This is a genomic window from Nonomuraea sp. NPDC050790, from assembly GCF_044456745.1.
In the GTDB taxonomy this organism is placed as follows: Bacteria; Actinomycetota; Actinomycetes; order Streptosporangiales; family Streptosporangiaceae; genus Nonomuraea.
In genome coordinates this window covers 191,389-210,219 of sequence record NZ_JBITGF010000005.1, presented here as the reverse complement: position 1 = coordinate 210,219, position 18,831 = coordinate 191,389, and the positions used below count along the sequence as shown (strand labels likewise).

The window sequence follows — 18,831 nt, the reverse complement described above, 5'->3', positions numbered from 1 at the left end:
TGTGGGGCGCTTCCGGCCCTGCGCGACGTGGTCGGCGATGACGAGCCCGCCGGCCCGCGAGCGCCATCTGGCGGGTTCAGATGTCGGCCTCCAGCGGGATCTGCCTGACGCCCGGCAGGTGCACGTCCAGCTCGCCGAGGTCGAATCTCGACATGCCCACCACGTGCCAGAACTGGCCGCCGACCTGTCCCTCCAGCTTGTACCTGCCGTCGGGCGCCAGCGCCGCCCATCCCTCCGGCAGGGCCAGCAGTGTCGCCCGGCGTTCGGTTCCGGCCCACAGGATCACGATGCCGTCGTCTCCCGCGCTGGCCAGGAGGTCCTCCGACGGGCTGAAGGCGACCGACCAGACGCGGCGGGCGTGGCCGTACAGTGTGTGGAGGAGACGGCCGGAGGCCGTGTCCCAGATGTGGACGGCGGGATCGTCGCCGCCGGTGGCCAGCCGGAAGCCGTCGTGGGAGAAGGCGACGCTCCAGAGGCGGCCGGTCTTCCTGGTGAGGGTGTGCATCAGGCGCGGCTGCCAGGGCTGGCCTGGCCGCAGCTCCCACATCATGGCCTTGCCGTCGTTGCTGGCGCTGGCCAGGTGCCGGCCGCTCGGGGAGAAGACGACGGAGTGGACGCGGTCGGTGTGGCCTTCGAGGGTGGCCACGCGGCCACCGGACTCGACATGCCAGATGCGCACCAGCCGGTCGTCGCAGCCGGTGGCCACGTAGCGGCCGTCGGGGCTGAAGGCGATCGAGCGGACCCGGCCGCGGTGGTCGGCGAGGTTGCTGAGCAGGCGTGCGGTGGGGCGGTACCAGACGCGGACGCTGTCGTCGTCGTTGGCCGTGGCCAGCAGCGAGCCGTCGGGGCTGAACGCCTCGGCCCACACGTGGTCGGTCTCGGCGTTGAGCTCGCGCTCGTAGTCGCCGGTGGCGCCGTTCCAGAAGTGCACGCCGCCGTCGTTGCTGGAGGTGGCCAGCAGCGGCCCCGACGGGGCGAACGTGGCGGAGATCAGCCGATCGGCGCTGCCGGTCAGCTCGCGCAGCCGCCGCCCGGTGCGCGGCTCCCAGATGCGGACGATGCCGTCGTTGCCGCTGGTGGCCAGCATGGAGCCGTCGGCGCTGAACCTGGCCGAGGAGATGCGCCTGCCGTGGCCGCGCAGCACCTGCTGGCAGCGGCCGCTCGCCGGCTCCCACAGCCGGACGGTGCCGTCGTTGCTGCTGGTGGCCAGTTGCTCGCCGTCGGGGCGGAACGCGAAGGGCCACACCGAGCTGCGGTGGCCGCTCAGCTCGGTACGGCGCCCGCCGCCCACGTCCTGCAGCCGCACGGCGCCGTTGGCGTCACCGGTGGCCACGGTGTGCCCGTCGGGGGAGAAGGCGACCTGGTAGACGGAGGCGGAGTGGCTGGTGTGGACGCCGTGCGAGGTGCCGGTGGCCGGGTCCCACAACCGTACGGCTCCCGCGGTGTCCCCGCTGGCCAGCAGGTTGCCGCCGGGGGAGAAGGCCACGCAGTAGACGCTCCTGGCGTGCCCGGTGAGGGTCTGCTCCAGGGCCCAGGTGGCGGCGTTCCAGACGCGGACGGTGCCGGCCTCGTCGCCGGTGGCCACCCAGCGCCCGCCGGCCACGACGCGGTAGACGGCGCCGCGGTGCCCGTCGAGGGTGCCGGTCAGGCGGCCGGCCGCGACGTCCCACACCCGCACCACGCCCGCGGCGTCGCCGGTCACGAGCGCGTCGCCGGCGAACGCGGCGGTGAACACCGGCGCCTCATGGCCGGCCAGGTCGTGGACGAGGCTGGCGGTGGCGGTGTCCCACACGTGCACGATGCCGTCGGCGTCGCCCGCCACGACCAGCCCGCCGTCCGGGCTGAGCCGCAGCGGCCAGACCCCGTCGGGGTGGCCGGGCAGGCGGTGGCGCAGTTCGCCGGTGAGCGCGTCCCAGAGCAGCACCTGGCCGTCGCTGGCGCCCGTGGCCAGCAGGTCGCCGGCGAAGGTGACGGCGTACACGCGGCCGGTGTGCTCCTGGAGCGTGCGCACGGGCCGGCCGTCCACGCACAGCAGCACGCCGCCGTCCTGGTTGCCGATCGCCAGCGTGGAGCCGTCGGGGCTGTAGGCGACGGGCTCGGGCAGGCGCGTGGTCTGGAAGTGGAAGCCGTACGGCACGCCGATCCCGGCCGGCGCGAGGTGCACCTCGACCGGCTGCCCCGGCACGACGGCGGCGCCGTGGAGCTCCCGCGCCGGTGGCAGGGTGCCGGTCACGTTGATCAGCGCGGCACGGTGCCAGCGGGTGCCCTCGGCGGCCACGTCGCTGAGGTCGGCCCTGGCCAGGCGGGCCCCGGACAGGTCCGCCCCGGACAGGTCGGCGCCGGTCAGCCGGGCGCCGTCGAGCTTGGCCCCGGCCAGCTTGGCCGAGGTGAGCCTGGCCCGCGACAGGTTCGTGCCGGCGAGGGTGGCGCCGGTCAGGTCGGCGCCGGTGAGGTCGACGCCGGTCAGGTCACGGCCGGACAGGTCCTCGCCGCGCAGGTCCGCGCCGCGCAGGTCGGCCTGGGCGGGCGTGCGCAGCCGGGTGCTGATCTTGATGGCGTTGGCGGTGGTCACGTCGTCGGCGGGCGGCTCGGCCAGCCAGGCGCGCAGCGCCGCGGAGTCGGCCAGGTCGCACAGGAACTCCACGGTCAGCGCCGACAGCGGCCGCCGCGACAGCGCCTCCCAGTGCCCGGCGGCGATGTGCCGGGCGATCAGCCACTCCATCACCGAGGCGTGGATGAAGCCGAACATGCCCTCGTCGGTGCGGACCATCAGGCTGCCCGTGCCCACGGCGTGCGCGGTCTGCGGCCCGGTGAGCTGCCCGTCGGCCAGGTCGCTGAGGGTCTCGGCGAGCTCGGTCAGCTCGGCCAGGCCGAGGAAGGCCTCGCCGGTGTCCCACAGCCGCAGGGCCAGCGCGGTGACGGCCCGCCACAGCTCGTCCACGCTGAGCATGCCGGCCGAGCCGGGGATGCTGGTGCGCTGCTCCTCGAAACGCAGCCACGAGCTGAGGATCTCCTCGTACAGCAGCGCCGGGCTGATCGTGTGGCGGGTCGTGGCCACCGTACGCAGCCGGTCGGCGTCGAGGTCGGCGATGAAGCTGAGCATGCGCGGGTTCTGCGCGAGGTCGATCAGGTCCTTGATGCCCTCCATGAGCGACATGCGGGCCACGGCCTCGTCGCCGTCGGTGAACCGGTTCTCCAGGTACGCGCGGATCTGGGCGTGGGTGAAGTCCTCCACGGCGAACACCCGGCGCTGCGGCAGCACCCCCACGCGCTCGCCGAGCGTGGTCAGCACCTGGCTCTGCGACTTGAAATGTTGCGTACGGCTGGCCACCACGATCTTCGCCTTGTCCACCGCCGCCGCCAGCAACGTGGACAGGTGGTCGGCCGCCCGGTCGTAGGTCAGCCGGGTCACCAGCTCGTCGAACCCGTCGAACAGCAGCACGATGCGCCCCTGGCCGAGCAGGTAGCGGAACGCCTTGAGGTCGATGACCTCCTCGCGGTGGTTGGCCAGGTGCGCGGCGACGAGCGCGTCGACCGAGTGCGCCTTGTCCAGGGCCCGCAGCTCGATGAAGATCGGCGTCAGGTGGGGCAGCTCGGCCGGGATGCGCCGGGCCAGCTCCCGCAGCGCGAACGTCTTGCCGTGCCCGAACTCGCCGAGCAGCAGCAGGAAACGGCCGTGGTCGGCGGAGAGCTGGCGCATCAGCTCGTCGGTCAGCCCCTGCTCGACCCTGCCAGGGCGGTCGAGGGCACGGTAGCGCTGCGGCACGTACAGATCGGGCGGGTAGCGGCGGTCGCCGGCCAGCCTCGCGGTCTGCTCGGCGACGTAGCCGGACAGGTCGAGCAGGCCCTGGAACTCGGTGAAGCTGCGCAGGCGTACGCCGCGGCGCATGAGGTCCTCGCGCAGGGAACGTTCCGGGGGCGGGCCCTGGTAGACGAGCTCGGCCTGCAGGCCGGAGGCGTGTGCCTGGCGGGCGAAGCGCTCGGCGTCCTCGGCCGTGGGCGTGCCGGCGTGCGCGCCGACCATGGACTGGCGCACGAACCCGTCCTCGGGGTAGGTGACGACCAGATGGTCGGGGAAGCGGCGGATCCTGGCCCGCTCGTGCCTGGCCTCGCAGACCTCGGTGAGCCGGTCGAGCAGCAGGTCGACGGGGCGGGGGGCGGGCGGAGCCGGTTCCGGTTCGGCGTCGGGGACGGGTCCCGGCGTGGGCGGGGCGCTCTGGGAGGTGCGGAAGGTCTCCTGGGCCGAGCGCCAGGGGCGCTTCTCGCGCTCGGGCCGGCCGTCGTCGGGCGTCCAGGCGCGCAGGCCCTCGCGGGTCAGCTCCAGTACGCGGTGGCGGCCGGGCCGCAGCTCCGGGCCGTCCAGGAGGAGGTTGACCCGGTGGGCGAGCAGGCGTTCGTAGGTGGCGGCGTCGCTGAGCTCCCGCACCGGATGGCCGATCACGCCGAGCCGCAGCCAGCCGCGCTCCTCGTAGGGGCGCAGCCGTTCGGCGAACCAGGCCGCCTGACCCTCGCCGAGCAGCGCGTACGCGTCGCGCTCCAGGTGGCTCATCGCCATCGTGGAGTTGAAGCCGGCGAGCACCACCTTCAGGTCGGGGATCTCGAACAGCGACCACGGCTGGCCGCCGTCGAAGACCCGGTCGTCGAGCCCCTGGAAGACCTCGGCGAACAGCCCCGCGAAGTGCCGCCACTTCGGCCAGTACGGCGGCTGCGGGCTGACGTCGTCGGCCTCGCAGGTCAGGAAGTACGCGCTCGCGGCGGCCTTGGTGACATCGCGCGGTCCGGGAACCACGGCCAGCCGGTGCGGTTCGAGCCCGACGAGGTGACGCAGGTCGGTGAGGAAGCGGGTGGCCTGGCCGAACTGGCCGAGGCTGCCGGACTCGGTGAGGTTGCCGCTGACGACCATCAGGTCGGGACGCGGCATGCCCTGGTCGTACAGGCCGGTCAGGTCGGCCCAGATCCTGGCCTGCATGTCCTCGGGCGTGAACGGCTCGCCCGGCTCCGGCAGCGCCCGGCCGAAGCGCGGTCCGCCGATGTGCAGCACGCTGACCGACTCGCGCGAGCGGGCCGCCTCCGCCTGGGGCGGGAAGCCGGGCGCGGTCACGGGCGTGCGACGGGCGCGTGAGCGGGCGCCGGGTTCCGGAAGCGTGGGCGCGGGGGCGGGCTCGCCGGCGCCGTCGGGGAAGGCGGGCGCGAGTTCCGGTTTGGCGCGGCCGGCCAGCGCGGCGCGTACCCGGCCGAGCAGCAGTGCCCTGGCCAGCCCCGGATCGGTCACGCCGAGCAGGTCCACCCAGGTGATCGTGGACAGCAGCCCTTCGAGCTGGACGTCCTCCAGCCGGATGGTGACGAGCTTGTTGGAGGGGTTGTCCGGGTCGGCGCGCAGCGCGGCCTGCCACTCCATGCGGCCGTAGCGCGAGGTCAGGTAGTTGCGCGAGAGCACCGCCACGACGAGCTGGGCCTCGCTGACGCCCCGGTCCATGAAGTCGATGAAGTTGGTGCCGGGCACGAAGTCCCAGTCCTGGATCATGGTCCGATATCCGGCCGCCTCCAGTTGCCAGGCGATCCAGGTGGCCCACGCCGTGTCGGCGGGGGAGTAGCTGACGAAGATGTCCGTGGGCCTTCCGTCACGCGCCATCTGCCCAGTATCCCGCGTGGGATCGGCGATTTGGAGGTGGTGTGCGATCATCGTCGGGTGTGGAGGCGACTGTCCGCGCTCGACTGGGTCAGGATCGGGCTGCTCGCGCTGGGAGTGGCCTTCGTGGCCACGGGGTGGCTGCCGCTGAACGTCGCGGTCGAGCGGTTCGACGAGATCGCCCCGTTGCTGCTGTTCCTGGTCGGCGTGATCGTGCTGGCGGAGCTGACCAAGGAGGCGCAGGTCTTCGACGCGATCGCGGCCAGGATGGCGGTGCTCGGCCGCGGTAGCTACCTCGCCCTTTTCTTCCTGTGTACGGCTTTCGCCTCCTTTGTCACGATATTTCTGAACTTGGACACCACGGCGGTCCTCCTCACCCCGGTCATGCTCGCCCTGGCCGCCCGCGCCGGCATCGCCGCGCTGCCCCTGGCGATGACCACGATCTGGCTGGCCAACACCGCGAGCCTCCTGCTGCCGGTCTCCAACCTGACGAATCTGCTGGGCATGAACGCCCTGCAGATGTCCAACCGGGAGTTCGCCGGCCGCATGTGGGCGCCGCAGGTGGCCGCGATCGTGGTGACGATGGCGTTCCTTTGGCTGTTCTTCTGGCGCGCGGGCCGGCGCGGCGAGGCCCGCTACGTCCCGCCCGCGCTGGAACCGATCGCCGACACCGTGCTGTTCTGGTCGGCGTCGGCGGCCTGCGTGCTGTTCATCGGCGCGCTCCTGCTCGACCAGGAGGTCCACATCGCCGCCACGATCGCCGCGCTGGTCGTCGTGGTGGCCTTCTTCCTGCGCGACCGCAAGCGCCTGACCTGGAGCCTGATCCCCTGGCAGTTGCTCATCTTCGTCACCGGGCTGTTCCTGGTCGTCCCCGCGCTGAGCCTGCACGGCCTGGGCGACGTGATGACCTGGATGATCGGCGACGGCGACGACCCGTACCGCACCGCCGCCGTGGGCGCGGGCCTGTCCAACGCCATCAACAACCTGCCCGCCTACCAGGCGCTGGAGGAGGTCGCGGACCACGACCAGCTGCTGGCCGTGCTGATCGGCACGAACGTCGGCCCCGTCATCACCCCGTGGGCGTCGCTGGCGACCCTGCTGTGGTTCGAGTCGTGCAGCCGCCACGGCGTGAAGGTGCCGATGCGCCGCTTCGTGCTCACCGGCGCGGTCCTGGCGGTCACCGCCCTGGTGGCGGCGGTCTGGGCGCTGGGCGCGGTGTGATTATGTTGGTCTGATCGCCATTTGCCGGTAATGGGATAGTTTTCTACCTTTGGCACGCTCTGCGCCATGTCTCTAGCACCCTCCCGCCGGGGCCTTTTCGCCCTCGGCGCCGGCCTCGCGGCCGGCTCGCTGCTTCCTCCCTCCGTGCACCGGGCCCTGGCCATGCCCGTCCCGCAGGGCGGCCTGTCGGCCATCAAGCACGTGGTTTTCCTCATGCAGGAGAACCGCTCGTTCGACCACTACTTCGGCAGCATGCGCGGGGTGCGCGGCTTCGCCGACCGCAACGCGGTCACGCTCAAGAACGGCAGGCCCGTCTTCGAGCAGCCGAACGGCGCCGCGAGCGTGCTCCCCTTCCCGGTACGCGAGGCCGCCGACCTGGTCGGCAAGGACCTGCAGTGGATCGGCGCGCTGGCCCACGGCTGGAGCGACGGCCAGCGCGCCGCCGCCAAGGGCTGGCACGACGGCTGGATCCCGGCCAAGAGCCCGGCCACGATGACGTTCCACCGCCGCGCGGACATCCCGCTGCAGTACGAGCTGGCCGACACCTTCACCATCTGCGACAACTACCACTGCTCCGTGCTCTCCTCGACCAGCCCGAACCGCAACTACCACGTCTCCGGCCACACCGGCTACGAGCCCGGCACCACCAAGCGGGCCATCGACAACGCCGCCTACAGCGAGGACACCCACAAGGGCTACGACTGGGCCAACGCCGGCGAGATCCTCCAGACCGCCGGGCGGAGCTGGAAGGTCTACCACGAGTGGGACAACTACCAGGACAACAACCTGGAGTTCTTCGCCCGCTTCCGGCAGATCGCCCGCAAGGCGCTCCAGGGCGACTTCAAGAGCATGGACTCCTTCTACGGCCAGGTACGCGGCGCCGCCGAGCCCAGGCGCCGGCAGCTTCTGGCCCGCCTGGAGGAGGGCGTGGCCAAGCTCGACCCGCAGGAGCGCGAGCTGTTCGAGCGGGGCCTGCGCCGCGTGCCGTCCAAGCAACTGGCGGCGTCCTTCCGCGTCGACGTCGAGGCCGGAACCCTGCCCGAGGTCAGCTACATCGTGCCCTCGGCCGCCGACTCCGAGCACCCGAGCGCCTCCTCGCCGCTGCAGAGCGCCCGCATCACCTACGACATCCTCGACGCGATCGCCTCCCACCCCGAGACGTGGAACTCGACCGCGCTGTTCATCACCTACGACGAGAACGACGGCTTCTTCGACCACGTCCCGCCGCCGCTGCCGCCCGCCGACCAGACCTCCGACTGGTACGACGGCAAGCCCATCGGCCTCGGCATCCGCGTCCCGATGACGATCGTCTCGCCGTGGACCGCCGGCGGCCACGTCGCCTCCCAGATCTTCGACCACAGCTCGACCTGCCGCTTCCTGGAGACCTGGCTGGGCGTGCGCTTCCCCGACATCACCCCCTGGCGCCGCACGGTCGCCGGCGACCTCACCTCCGCCTTCGACTTCTCCGGTACGGCCCAGCCGCCCGCCCCCGCGAACCCGGCTCCGGTCCCGGCCTTCAGCGGCCGGTGGCGGCCGGCGCCGCCGGCCGACCAGTCGATGCCGGAGCAGGAGCCGGGGACCAAGCCGGCGCGGGCGCTGCCGTACCAGCCGAACGCCTGGGCGCGGGCGCTCGGCAAGGAGCTGGAGCTGACGCTCGCCAACACCGGTGCGGCGAGCATGCACATGACGCTCTACCCCTACAAGGGGGAGTTCGACCTGCCGCAGCACTTCGACGTGCAGGGCGTGAGCACGCGGCGGGTGCCGGTGGGCGATGCCTACCACCTCGCGGTGACGGGCCCGAACGGCTTCCGCCGCGAGTTCGCCGGAACGTTGTCCGGTGCGGCCGGACGGGTGGAGGCACGCGCGGTGATCGACATCGACCCGCGGCGGCTGCGCGTCGAGATCACCAACCTGGGTGAGGCTCGGGTGAAGCTGCGGGTACGGGCGCTGGCGTATGGCGGTAAGGAGCAGGCGGTGCCGCTGCGGCCGGGGCAGTACCGGCAGGTGGTGTGGCCGCTGGAGGGCTCGCACGGCTGGTACGACCTGGAGATCACCTGCGAGGACGACCCGTCCTACCGCCGCCGCCTGATGGGCCACGTAGAAAACGGCCACCCCAGCATCACCGGCTAACCCGCCCAACCCCGTGCGAGGCCACCCCCGTGTGAGGTCGCCTCCGTGTGAGGTCGCCTCCGTGTGAGGTTGCCTCCGTGTGAGCCTGGCTCCGCATGGATTGCCCTGGTGCGCGGGGCCGCCGAGTGGGGCGCCCGGGCGCGGGTGCCCGCGTGCGTGAGGTGGTGCCCGCGTGCGTGAGGTGGTGCCCGCGTGCGTGAGGTGGTGCCCGCGTGCGTGAGGTGGTGCCCGCGTGCGTGAGGTGGTGCCCACGTGCGGCTACCCGCGTGGGGCTCGCACCGTCCCGGGGTTGGCTCCGTCGGAGGTCGCCTCCGTGCGGCGCAGACTCCGTGTGAGGTTGCCTCCGCATGAGGTTGCCTCCGTGTGGGGCTCGCTCCGTCCCGGGGTTGGCTCCGTCGGAGGTTACCTCCGTCTGGGCGTGACCCCGCGAGGGTGTGACCCCGTGTGGGCTTGGCTCCGTGCGGAGGTTGGCCCCGTCGGAGGTTGGGGCTGTCGGGGGTTACCTTCGGGTGGGGTTGGCTGCGTGGGGGGTGAGGAGGGGGAGGAGGGTGGGGAGGGTGTCGGGGTGGGCGGCCACGAAGCTGCGGTCCTCGGCGGCGCCGTTGACGTTCTCGTCGAAGGGTGACCCGTCCAGTGTCCGGATCTCCATCCCCGCCTCCTGGGCGATCAGTGCCCCCGCCGGCAAATCGACGGACTCGGCGCGGTAGCCGACCATGCCGTCGATGTCCCCCCTGGCCAGCATCACCCAGGACAGCAACGGCGCCCACAGTTGCAGGACGCGCCTGGCGTGCAAGTCCAGGGTGGCCTTCAGGGCCAGGACGGTCGGGTCGTCGCGGGTCACCGTGTATCCCTGGGTCCAGGCCAGCAGCGGACCGTGGGGGAGCGGGCGGGCGGGGGGCGAGAGCCGTACACCTGAGGGGGACAGTGCCCCGTGACCGCGGATGGCCGACCATGTCTGGCGGGTCACGGGGTCGTGCACGACCCCGAGCACGGGACGGCCGGCGTGGCACAACGCCAGCCCCACCACGTAGGCGGGCAGGCCGATGGCCACGTTGTTGGTGCCGTCGAGCGGGTCGACCAGCCAGGTCCACTCCGCCCCCGCCGCGCCCCGCAGGCCGGACTCCTCGGCGATCACCGCGTGGCCGGGGTAGGCGGTCAGGATGCGCTCGACCAGCACCTTCTCCGAGGCCAGGTCGAGATCGGTGACGACGTCCCCGGCCGGGCCCTTGGCGTGCACGCCGAACGCCTCCGCCGTACCGGCCGAGAGCAGCCGGCCGGCCGCCCGCGCGGCCTCCACGGCCAGTTCGCGCGCACGCTCCAGATCCATCACGGACCCCCAAGGTGAGTCAGGACCAGTTGCAGGGCGAGCGCCCGCTCCCCGTCGTCGAGCGGGCGGCGGGCGACGTGGTGGCCCGGCGCGCCGAGCGGGCCCAGCGACAGGTCGCGGCTGCCGCTGCGGCCGGTGCCGAGCGCGATCGTGGCCGCCTCGCCGCCCTCGGGCACGACGCTGGAGTGGAAGCTGTCGGCGGGCAGCGTGTAGGTGTCACCGGCACCGAACACCTCCACCAGCCCGGTCGAGTGGCGCACGGTGCGCGGCGTGGGCGAGATGCGGTCGCCGTCGTCGCCGCTGACCACCTCGAACACCCGGTGGGTGGCCTCGGCGGCGGGCGCGTCGGTGACGACGGCGTGGACGTTGCGCACCTGGCCGTACAGGACGTGGCTGACCAGGTCCCAGCTGTGGCAGTGGATCTGGGAGGTGGTGCTGCCCGTGCCGGGCAGGCGGCGCGACCACAGGTGCAGGCAGACGCCGTCGCCGCCGGCGCGTTCGAGCGGCAGGCAGACGAATCCCAGGGGATGGTGCACACCGTGGAAGTCCCCCCGGAGGGCGGTGCTCACCCATGCGCGGGCGCGCGCCGCGGTGAGTCCCTCATGTGCGCTGCGGTAGCTCATACGGATCCTTGGCCCGCAAGGCCTTGCGGGCGATGTCGACGACGTCGTGGTCGTTGTACGTCCTGGGCAGGGGCAGATCGATCCCGCGGAAGAGTTCCTGGACCTCCTCGACCGTGGGCTCGTCGCTCAGCGGCACCCGCTTGTAGGACTCCAGCGGGACCCGCTTCGCCTGCTCCAGGCTCAGCCGGAGCTCGGTGTCGCAGCTCTCGTAGTAGAAGGTGCCGGCCAGCGCGGTCATCGCGCGGTTCGGGTCCTCGATGGTCATGATCACCCGGCTGGCGGACAGGTCCCAGCGGAAGGTGGTCATGGTGGCGGACAGGCCCACGCCGATGTCGAGCAGGCCGTAGCGCTGGCGGTGCCAGAACGCGGCCAGGACCGTGGCGTAGGACTCCTTCCTGACCCGGTCGGTGGTCCACGTCTCGCCGGTGGCGTCCGGGGCGTCGGCCAGCGAGCGGCGGTAGTGGGCGTACGCCTCGCAGACCTCGCCGTCGGTCGGGTCGATGATCTCGATGCGGACGGTCAGGTGGCGCTTGTCCTTGCGCGCCGCCGCCACGCACTCGGGCAGCGTGACGGCGCGCAGGAACGTTCCGGTCCCGCCCTTGAAGCTCCACCGCGTGGTTCCGGTACGCGCGTCGGCGTGGGCCTGGGCGATCTCCAGCGGGCTGGCCAGGACCCTGACCAGCTGGAGCTCGTCCAGGGCGCGGCGGGTGCCGGTGACCAGGGTCTCGATCTGCTCAAGACGGGCCAGGCGCAGGGGCAGCTCGGACAGGGCGCCGGAAGTGATGGTCGCCTCGACGGGGGCCTGGCGCAGCCGGTCGCGCAGCAGGGCGGTGGCGACCAGCGCGAGGATGACCAGCGTCGCGGCGCTGACGAGCTGGTCCTGGATCTGCTGGCCGTTTTCGCCGAACAGCTCGTCCGGCATGATGCCCAGGACGCCCACGGTGATCGCCAGGCCGAGCGCGATCGCGCCGTCGGCGTTCTGCGCCGCCCATGGGGCGATCCGCCTCAGCGCCGCGCCGACCCGCCTCATCGTCTCGCCCCGCATCCGCAACGATCAGTCAGTTCCCCCACGCATGGTAACGAGCCGGTCATGCGACCACCAGAGCATGATCCCGTACCTGGGGAGGAGACGGGAATCAGCCCGAGTGAGGAGGTACAACTCTGACCTGCCCGTACGCTGGTTACGGGGGTTACAAACGGGGATGAAGTGGGTCAAGGCGGCGGGGGCCGTCCTGGGGGCTCTGGTGCTGGCCGTGTCCACGGTCTGCCCGGTGCTGCCGTGGACGATGGGTCAGGTGGTGGCGGCCGAGCGGGCCGACCGCTTCGTCCAGGTCGTCGCGCACGCCGACGACGACCTGCTGTTCATGAGCCCCGACCTGTTCGGCGCGGTGGCCGGCGGCCGGGTCACCACGACGATCTTCCTTACGGCGGGCGAGGGCCCGACCGGGGTGGAGGACGACCGCGACCCCGCCGCCTACGTGCGCGACCGGCAGGAGGGCATCAGGGCCGCCTACGCCTACCTCGCCGGGGTGCGCAACGTCTGGCGCTCGCGGGTGCTGAACCTGGGCAGGCTCCCGGTGCGGGTCGACACGCTGGTCGCCGGCCCGAGGATCCGGCTCGTCTTCGCCGGGCTGCCCGACGGCGGAGACCCACGGGCCGACGGCGGGCACGACGCGCTGGCCAGGATGTGGGACAGGGGAGCCTGCGTGCGCAGGTTCACCGGACCGTGCCCGCACCCGTGCGTACGCAGGGAGGACGTGCTCGCCACGCTGCGCGCGCTCTACCAGCGCTACCGCCCGACGGTGCTGCGCACGCTCGACCCCAACCCGCCGGACCGGCACGGCGACCACACCGACCACACGACCTCGGCCAAGTTCGCCGCCGAGGCGGCGCGGGGGATGAAGCTCAGGCTGCTGGCCTACCGCGGCTACACGATGACCGGCTGGCCCTCCAACCTCGACTGGCGGGTCCGGCGGCTGAAGGCGGCGGTGTTCCGGGTCTACCGGCGCCACGACTACCGTGCCGAGTCCGGGCCGCGCTACGCCGCCTGGCTCAAGAGGATGTACCTCGTCCGGCCCGGGGTGTTCGGGCCGTGAGCCAGGCGGCGGGAGCGTTCTAGAACCAGCCCCTGCGGCGGGCCATCGCCTCAAGGCCCTGCTGGAGCGCCTGCTCGGCGGCGCCGGGGTGGTCGCCGTAGCGGACGGTGAAGCGGTTGTAGGTGTCGCCGCCCGAGCTGAGGAAGCCGCCCCGGTTGTCGGCCTCCAGGATGACGTCCATCTGGGACGGGCCCGCGATGAAGGTCAGCTCCAGCTCGTTGAAGTGCCGGCGCCACTGGCCGCCGGCGTAGTACTCGATCTCCTGGAAGAACGGCATCGTCGAGCCGTACAGCGTGCCACGCTCCAGGTCGGCCTTCTTGAAGCCGAAGCCCAGCCGGTCCAGGGCCGTGATGATGTGCTCCTGGGCCGGCAGCGGGGTGACGAACAGCGGGTCGAGGTCGCCCTTGTCCAGCGCGCCCGCCAGCGCGAGCTCGGTCTGCACGCCCAGCCGCATGCCGGGCAGCGCGTGGCCGCCGATCGCGCTGATCGGGGTCTCCCACGGCACCGGGATCTCGAACGGGTGGCTGTGCGAGGTCCCCGCCGCGAGCTGGAACGGCCCCGACACCTGCTGGCGCAGGAAGCTGTAGGTCGAGCGGTACTCGCTGTCGCCGCTCTCGATCTCGACCACGGCGGTGAACTCGATGTGGATGCCCTCGACCTTGTAGTCGGAGCCGCTGCTCTTGAAGTGCACGTCGCCGCGGAGCATCTCGCCCGGGCGGACGGTGGCGCTGCTCAGGACCGTGTCGACCTCGACACCGGCGCCGAACGCGGCCTTCAACTTGCGGAACACCATGGGGTTCTCCTAAGAGGTAGTGCCTGACCCGTTTCCGTGGGAGCCGGAGAGCCGGGGGAGTAGCTGGGCGAGCAGCAGGGTGGACATCGGGTCGTTCTGGCCGCCGGCCGTACGCACCACAAGGGGCTGAGGTGCGCTCTCGGCCAGTTTGGCACCGACGTCGAGACGGCGGCGCGCCAGCTCATATTGCAGGACGGCGCGGTTGTCGCGGTAGGACTCCGCCAGCCTGCGCAGCGCCTTGGCCTCGTTCTCCGCGGCGGTGAGCTCGGCCCTGCCGCGCGCCTCGATCTCCCAGCGCACGCGCTGCGCCTCGGTCTCCTGCTCCTCCAGCATGCGGGCGACGTCCTTGCGCGCCTTGTTGTGGGCGGCCTTGACCTCGACGACGCGGGCGTCGCGGGTCTTCTTGGAGCGCTCGATCTCCATGAGCAGCGTGTCGATACGGCGCTTGCGCGTCAGCTCCCACTCGCGCTCGTAGGCCGACAGCTCCTTGGCGACCTTCTCCCGCGTGGCCAGGTGCTGCTGGTACTGGTCGGGCAACTGGACGTCGGGGATGTTGGCGCCGGTGATGCGCACGCCGTACCTGCCGAGCTGGCGGTTGAGCGCGTCCTGCATGTCGCCGACGTCGGAGCCGCGCAGGTCGTAGGCGCGCTCGGTGTTGACGCGGCGGCTGCGCTGGCGGATGGCGTCCTGGACGGCGCTGGACAGCACGAGGTCGAAGTTGCCCGCGCCGATGGTGCGCACGAAGGCGACCGGGTCGACGATGCGGAACTTCAGGAAGAACTCGATGGACTTCAGCGGCACGTTCTCGGCCGTCGGGCAGGCCACGATCGGCGCCGAGTAGGGGATCTCGGTGGAGGTGTCGACGACGGCGTCCACGCGATCCCACGGCAGCCAGAGGTAGTGGCGGCCGGGCGGCAGCGTCCCGGTGATCGCGCCCCACCTGCTGCGGACCCCGGTCGTGCCCTCCTCGATCTCGATGATCGCCTTGCGCCACATCCACACGGCCGCGAACACCACGAGGGCCACGGCGGCCAGCGCCGCGTACATCGCGCCGGAGAAGACCGCCACCCCGGCGAAGTAGACGGCCAGGAACACCAGGGACATCCACGCGAAGCCGCGCCGGTCCTTGGGGATCACGACCGGCACGAGCTGGCCCTGCTCGCCGCCGCGCAGCAACTGCCTGATGTCCGACCAGGAGGCCAGTGACTCCTTGATCTTCGAGAACTCGCGCGCCATCAGAGCTCACCCTCCTTGTGTACGGCAGGCAGCGGCCGTTCCACGGTCTTGTCCGCGTCCACGGGCGGGTCCGGCGCGATCTCCGGCAGGTCGCCGCCGTCGGCAGGCTGGGCGACCTTCTTCAGCAGCGTGGCGATCTCGGCCTCGCGGCCGGCCACCCGCTGCCCGATCTCGGCGAGCCTGCCCCGGATGGCGGACATGTCCTCGGGCGAGAACAGCGCCGCCCCCTTGCCGCCGACGAGCTGCTGGGCCAGCGCGAGGAAGTCGATGTCGGTCTCCTCGCCGACCTGCACCACCTGGGGCAGCTTCGCGGCCACGGACTCCAGCTTGGCCAGCAGGTCCTGCTGGAAGCGGTAGTCGAGGATCTCCGGCGCCTCGGCGGCGCTCAGCGCCCTGATGTCGAGCGCCTGGGCCTCCAGGAGGGCGGCGTTGGCGTTGGCCGTGGACTCCGCCTCGACCAGGCGCTGCCTGGCCTGCGCGGTGGCCTGGTGGGTGGCCCGCTCCAGGGCGGTGTCCATCCTGGCCTGGTAGGCGGCGATCTCGGCCTGGATGGCGCTGAGCGTCTCCTGCAGCCCGGCCAGCTCCTTGATCAGGTCGCCCTCGTTCTGCTCCTTGCGGAGCTGGAGCTCGTACTCGTAGGTGTAGGCCTCCTTGGCAACCCGGACCATCTCGGGAGCCGCGAGGTCCATGCGGTACTCCTGGCTGGAGGGCTCGGCGTGGGTGATGTTCACGTCGGTCAGCCGTACCGCGGGCAGGAACTGCTGGTTGAGGCTCTCCAGGATGCCCTGGGTGCTCTCGCCCACCAGGTCGTAGATGTCCTCGGCGCGCTGGGCGTAGATGAGGGAACGCGTGACCTCGCTGACGGAGTTCTGCAGCTTGGACTGGAAGCCGCTGACCGAGCCGAGCACGAAGATGAACTCCGCCGGGTTCTCGATCCTGAACTGCAGGAACAGGTCGACGCTCGCCTTGACGCCCTGCTGCGTCGGCGCCTCGCTGATCGGGGCGTTGAAGGGGTACTCGCGGGTGGTGTTGACGATGTAGCTGACCCGCTTCCACGGGTTGAACAGCGTCACCCGGCCGGGGTCGGCGATCTGCACCAGCTTGCCGAACTTGGTGATGAGCGCCTTGCAGCCCTCGGGCACCATGACGACGCTGCGCCGCCACCACAGGAACACCGCGGCCAGCACCAGCACGAGCCAGTAGTGGGGGCCGAAGAACAGCTCGGTGTTCGGGATGATGCCGCCGAGCGCGCCGATGAGGCCGAGCACCACGAGGATGCCGAGCGGCACGACCACCTTCGCCGTCGTCCCCTTGGGGATCACGACCGGGGAGATGACGTGCATGCCGTTCTCGCTGAAGCTGCGGTTGACGATCTCGCCGGCTTCGTTGAGCGAGGCACTCCTGGCCTCGATGACGGTGCCCGTCGAGACGCCGCCGTCACGGGCGGCCGCGAAGTCGTGCGGGTTGAGCGCGAACCCAGGAGCTTGGGCGGCGAGTTGCTGCCCGGCCTGGTCCACCGCCTGGCCGACCGCCTGCCGTAGGTCGCCGCCTTGAACCACCGCCTGGGCTATCCCCTGGCCTGCCTGGATCAGGGCCTCTCTGGGTCGTGACATCGCACCTCTCTTTTCCTGTTCAGGCCGCTCTTGACCGTATCGGGTGAGACTTACTGTTCGCTTGCAATGTGTTGTCACAGATGTATTGCGTCGTGTAGTAGGTGTGCTATCAATGTAGTAGTCCTACTATCGGGAGGGATGATGGAGGCTCTGAGCGAGCTCCCGCTGGACGCGGAGCCCACCCGCGACGGCGCCGTCATCGAGGTCAGCGGCCTGCGGATGAGCTACGGCCCGCGCGAGGTGCTGAACGACGTCGGCTTCACCGTGCGGGCCGGAGAGGTGATCGCCCTGCTCGGCCCCAACGGGGCTGGAAAGACGACCACGATCGAGATCCTCGAAGGGTTCCGCGGGCGCTCGGCCGGGCAGGTGAGCGTGCTCGGCCAGGACCCGGCGCAGGGCGGGGAGGCGTGGCGGGCCAGGCTCGGCGTCGTGCTCCAGTCGTGGCGCGACCACGGGCGGTGGCGGGTCAGGGAACTGCTGCGGCATCTCGGGCGGTACTACGAGCCGTTTCGCGTGCCGTACCCCACGGACGAGCTCATCGACGCGGTCGGGCTCGGCGAGCACGCCGACAAGCGCGTCAACCGCCTGTCCGGCGGGCAGCGGCGCAGGCTCGACGTCGCGATCGGCATCGTCGGCCGGCCCGAGCTGCTCTTCCTCGACGAGCCGACCGCGGGCTTCGACCCGCAGGCCAGGCGCGACTTCCACGACCTGGTGCACCGGCTGTCCGACCTGGACTCCACCACGATCCTGCTGACCACCCACGACCTCGACGAGGCCGAGAAGCTCGCCGACCGCATCCTCATCCTGTCGGGCGGCCGCATCGTCGCCGACGGCAGCCCCGACCAGCTCGCCAGGAGCGTCTCGCGCGACGCCCAGGTGCGCTGGAGCCGCGACGGCGAGCTGTTCGTGCACGCCACCGACGACGCCACCCGCTTCGTGCAGGGCCTGTTCGCGCAGTACGGCGACGCGATCGAGGACCTCGAGGTACGGCGGGCCACCCTGGAGGACACCTACATGGCCATCGTGCGGCAGGAGGAACGGTGAACGCCACCACCCACGCGGTCAAGCTCGGCCTCGCCCGGGGCTGGATCGAGTTCCGCCACAGCCTGACCAGCTCCACCGACATGTACTTCAACGCCTTCGTCGCGGTGGCGTTCGTCGTCGTCCTGTACTTCCAGCGCGACGTCACGCTGCCCGGCACCAGCCTCTCGCTGGCCGCAGCCACGATGCCCAGCATGCTCGCCCTGCTCGTCACCGTGGGCGGCCTGGTCGGCACCGTCGGCACGCTGGCGATCGAACGCGAGGACGGCACGCTGCTGCGCGCCAAGGCGGTGCCGCACGGCATGACCGGCTACCTCATCGGCAGGATCATCAGCACCTCGACGACCGGGCTGGTCACGCTCGCGATCGTGCTGGTGGCCGGGCTGATCCTGGTGCCCTCGCTGATCGGCGCGGGGCCCGGCGGCTGGCTCATGTTCGCCTGGGTGATCGCGCTCGGGCTGTTGGCCACGCTGCCCCTGGGCGCCGTGATCGGCTCGCTGGCCACCAACCCGCAGACCGCCGCGGGCGTCTCGATGCTGTCCATCGGCGCCCTCACCTCGACCTCGGGCATCTTCTACCCGATCACCTCCATGCCCGAGTGGCTCCAGGTGATCAGCCAGATCTTCCCGCTGTACTGGCTCGGCCTCGGCATGCGCTCGGCCTTCCTGCCCGACGCGGCCGCCGCCGTGGAGATCGGCCAGTCCTGGCGGCACTTCGAGACCACCGGCGTGCTCGTCCTTTGGGCGGTCGCCGGGCTGCTGCTGGCGCCGCCCATCCTGCGCCGGATGGCCAAGCGCGAGTCCGGCTCGGTGGTGCAGGAGCGCCGCGAGCGGGCGATGCAGCGCGTGAGCTGAGAAGATAGGCGGCGATGAGCGAGATCGTCTACAACCGCATCGCCCTGCTGCGGGCCGAGCGCGGCGTCACCCGCAGGCAACTGGCGGACGCGCTCGGCGTCCACTACCAGACGGTCGGCTACCTGGAGCGGGGGGAGTACAGCCCCAGCCTGTTCCTGGCGCTGCGCATCGCCGCCTACTTCGAGGTGCCGGTCGAGGTCGTCTTCTCCACGACACCGTTCCCGCGCATCGGCGAGCGCACGGCATGAACTGTCGGTCCCGTTGCCTA

13 protein-coding genes are annotated in these 18,831 nt (G+C 71.6%); 6 read left to right on the top strand and 7 right to left on the bottom strand.

What is annotated here, in order from left to right:
- Positions 1–76: 76 nt before the first annotated feature.
- Positions 77–5,632: a TIR domain-containing protein gene (locus ACIBEJ_RS26265; protein ID WP_397185475.1), complete on the bottom strand. Its 5,556-nt coding sequence runs from the start codon at positions 5,630–5,632 to the stop codon at positions 77–79.
- A gap of 57 nt (positions 5,633–5,689) precedes the next feature.
- On the opposite strand from ACIBEJ_RS26265, the gene ACIBEJ_RS26260 reads away from it, so the two are divergent.
- Together ACIBEJ_RS26260 and ACIBEJ_RS26255 are read left to right on the top strand one after the other, a co-directional pair.
- On the top strand, positions 5,690–6,850 hold the full coding sequence (locus ACIBEJ_RS26260) for an SLC13 family permease (RefSeq protein ID WP_397185474.1): 1,161 nt from the start codon (positions 5,690–5,692) through the stop codon (positions 6,848–6,850).
- A 66-nt stretch (positions 6,851–6,916) separates the two neighbouring features.
- Entirely contained in the window at positions 6,917–8,980 is a 2,064-nt protein-coding gene (locus ACIBEJ_RS26255; protein WP_397185473.1) for a phosphocholine-specific phospholipase C, read from the top strand.
- A gap of 499 nt (positions 8,981–9,479) precedes the next feature.
- Here the strand turns inward: ACIBEJ_RS26255 and ACIBEJ_RS26250 are convergent, their stop codons facing one another.
- From ACIBEJ_RS26250 to ACIBEJ_RS26240, 3 genes are read right to left on the bottom strand one after another with little or no spacing between them, the layout of a single operon-like run.
- Positions 9,480–10,307: an inositol monophosphatase family protein gene (locus tag ACIBEJ_RS26250; RefSeq protein ID WP_397185472.1), complete on the bottom strand. Its 828-nt coding sequence runs from the start codon at positions 10,305–10,307 to the stop codon at positions 9,480–9,482.
- Positions 10,307–10,930: a hypothetical protein gene (locus tag ACIBEJ_RS26245; protein ID WP_397185471.1), complete on the bottom strand. Its 624-nt coding sequence runs from the start codon at positions 10,928–10,930 to the stop codon at positions 10,307–10,309. The genes ACIBEJ_RS26250 and ACIBEJ_RS26245 overlap by 1 nt, the downstream gene beginning before the upstream one ends.
- Positions 10,908–11,960: a hypothetical protein gene (locus ACIBEJ_RS26240; RefSeq protein WP_397185470.1), complete on the bottom strand. Its 1,053-nt coding sequence runs from the start codon at positions 11,958–11,960 to the stop codon at positions 10,908–10,910. The genes ACIBEJ_RS26245 and ACIBEJ_RS26240 overlap by 23 nt, the downstream gene beginning before the upstream one ends.
- A 172-nt stretch (positions 11,961–12,132) precedes the next feature.
- Here ACIBEJ_RS26240 and ACIBEJ_RS26235 point away from each other — a divergent pair, with 172 nt between their 5' ends.
- Positions 12,133–13,026: a PIG-L family deacetylase gene (locus ACIBEJ_RS26235; RefSeq protein WP_397185469.1), complete on the top strand. Its 894-nt coding sequence runs from the start codon at positions 12,133–12,135 to the stop codon at positions 13,024–13,026.
- 19 nt (positions 13,027–13,045) lie between these two features.
- On the opposite strand, the gene ACIBEJ_RS26230 is transcribed toward ACIBEJ_RS26235, so the two are convergent.
- From ACIBEJ_RS26230 to ACIBEJ_RS26220, 3 genes are read right to left on the bottom strand one after another with little or no spacing between them, the layout of a single operon-like run.
- The gene (locus ACIBEJ_RS26230; protein ID WP_397185468.1) at positions 13,046–13,819 is read right to left on the bottom strand and encodes a sporulation protein; all 774 of its coding nucleotides are present in this window, start codon (positions 13,817–13,819) and stop codon (positions 13,046–13,048) included.
- A gap of 9 nt (positions 13,820–13,828) precedes the next feature.
- Positions 13,829–15,055 carry an SPFH domain-containing protein gene (locus ACIBEJ_RS26225; protein ID WP_397185467.1) on the bottom strand — a complete coding sequence of 409 codons (1,227 nt, stop codon included), beginning with the start codon at positions 15,053–15,055 and terminating at the stop codon, positions 13,829–13,831.
- On the bottom strand, positions 15,055–16,668 hold the full coding sequence (locus ACIBEJ_RS26220; RefSeq protein WP_397185466.1) for an SPFH domain-containing protein: 1,614 nt from the start codon (positions 16,666–16,668) through the stop codon (positions 15,055–15,057). The genes ACIBEJ_RS26225 and ACIBEJ_RS26220 overlap by 1 nt, the downstream gene beginning before the upstream one ends.
- Positions 16,669–16,806: 138 nt before the next feature.
- On the opposite strand from ACIBEJ_RS26220, the gene ACIBEJ_RS26215 reads away from it, so the two are divergent.
- The 3 genes from ACIBEJ_RS26215 to ACIBEJ_RS26205 are packed head-to-tail and all read left to right on the top strand — an operon-like array spanning position 16,807 to position 18,811.
- Entirely contained in the window at positions 16,807–17,712 is a 906-nt protein-coding gene (locus ACIBEJ_RS26215; protein WP_397185465.1) for an ABC transporter ATP-binding protein, read from the top strand.
- Positions 17,709–18,563 carry an ABC transporter permease gene (locus ACIBEJ_RS26210; protein WP_397185464.1) on the top strand — a complete coding sequence of 285 codons (855 nt, stop codon included), beginning with the start codon at positions 17,709–17,711 and terminating at the stop codon, positions 18,561–18,563. The genes ACIBEJ_RS26215 and ACIBEJ_RS26210 overlap by 4 nt, the downstream gene beginning before the upstream one ends.
- A gap of 14 nt (positions 18,564–18,577) precedes the next feature.
- On the top strand, positions 18,578–18,811 hold the full coding sequence (locus ACIBEJ_RS26205) for a helix-turn-helix transcriptional regulator (RefSeq protein WP_397185463.1): 234 nt from the start codon (positions 18,578–18,580) through the stop codon (positions 18,809–18,811).
- Positions 18,812–18,831 lie beyond the last annotated feature (20 nt).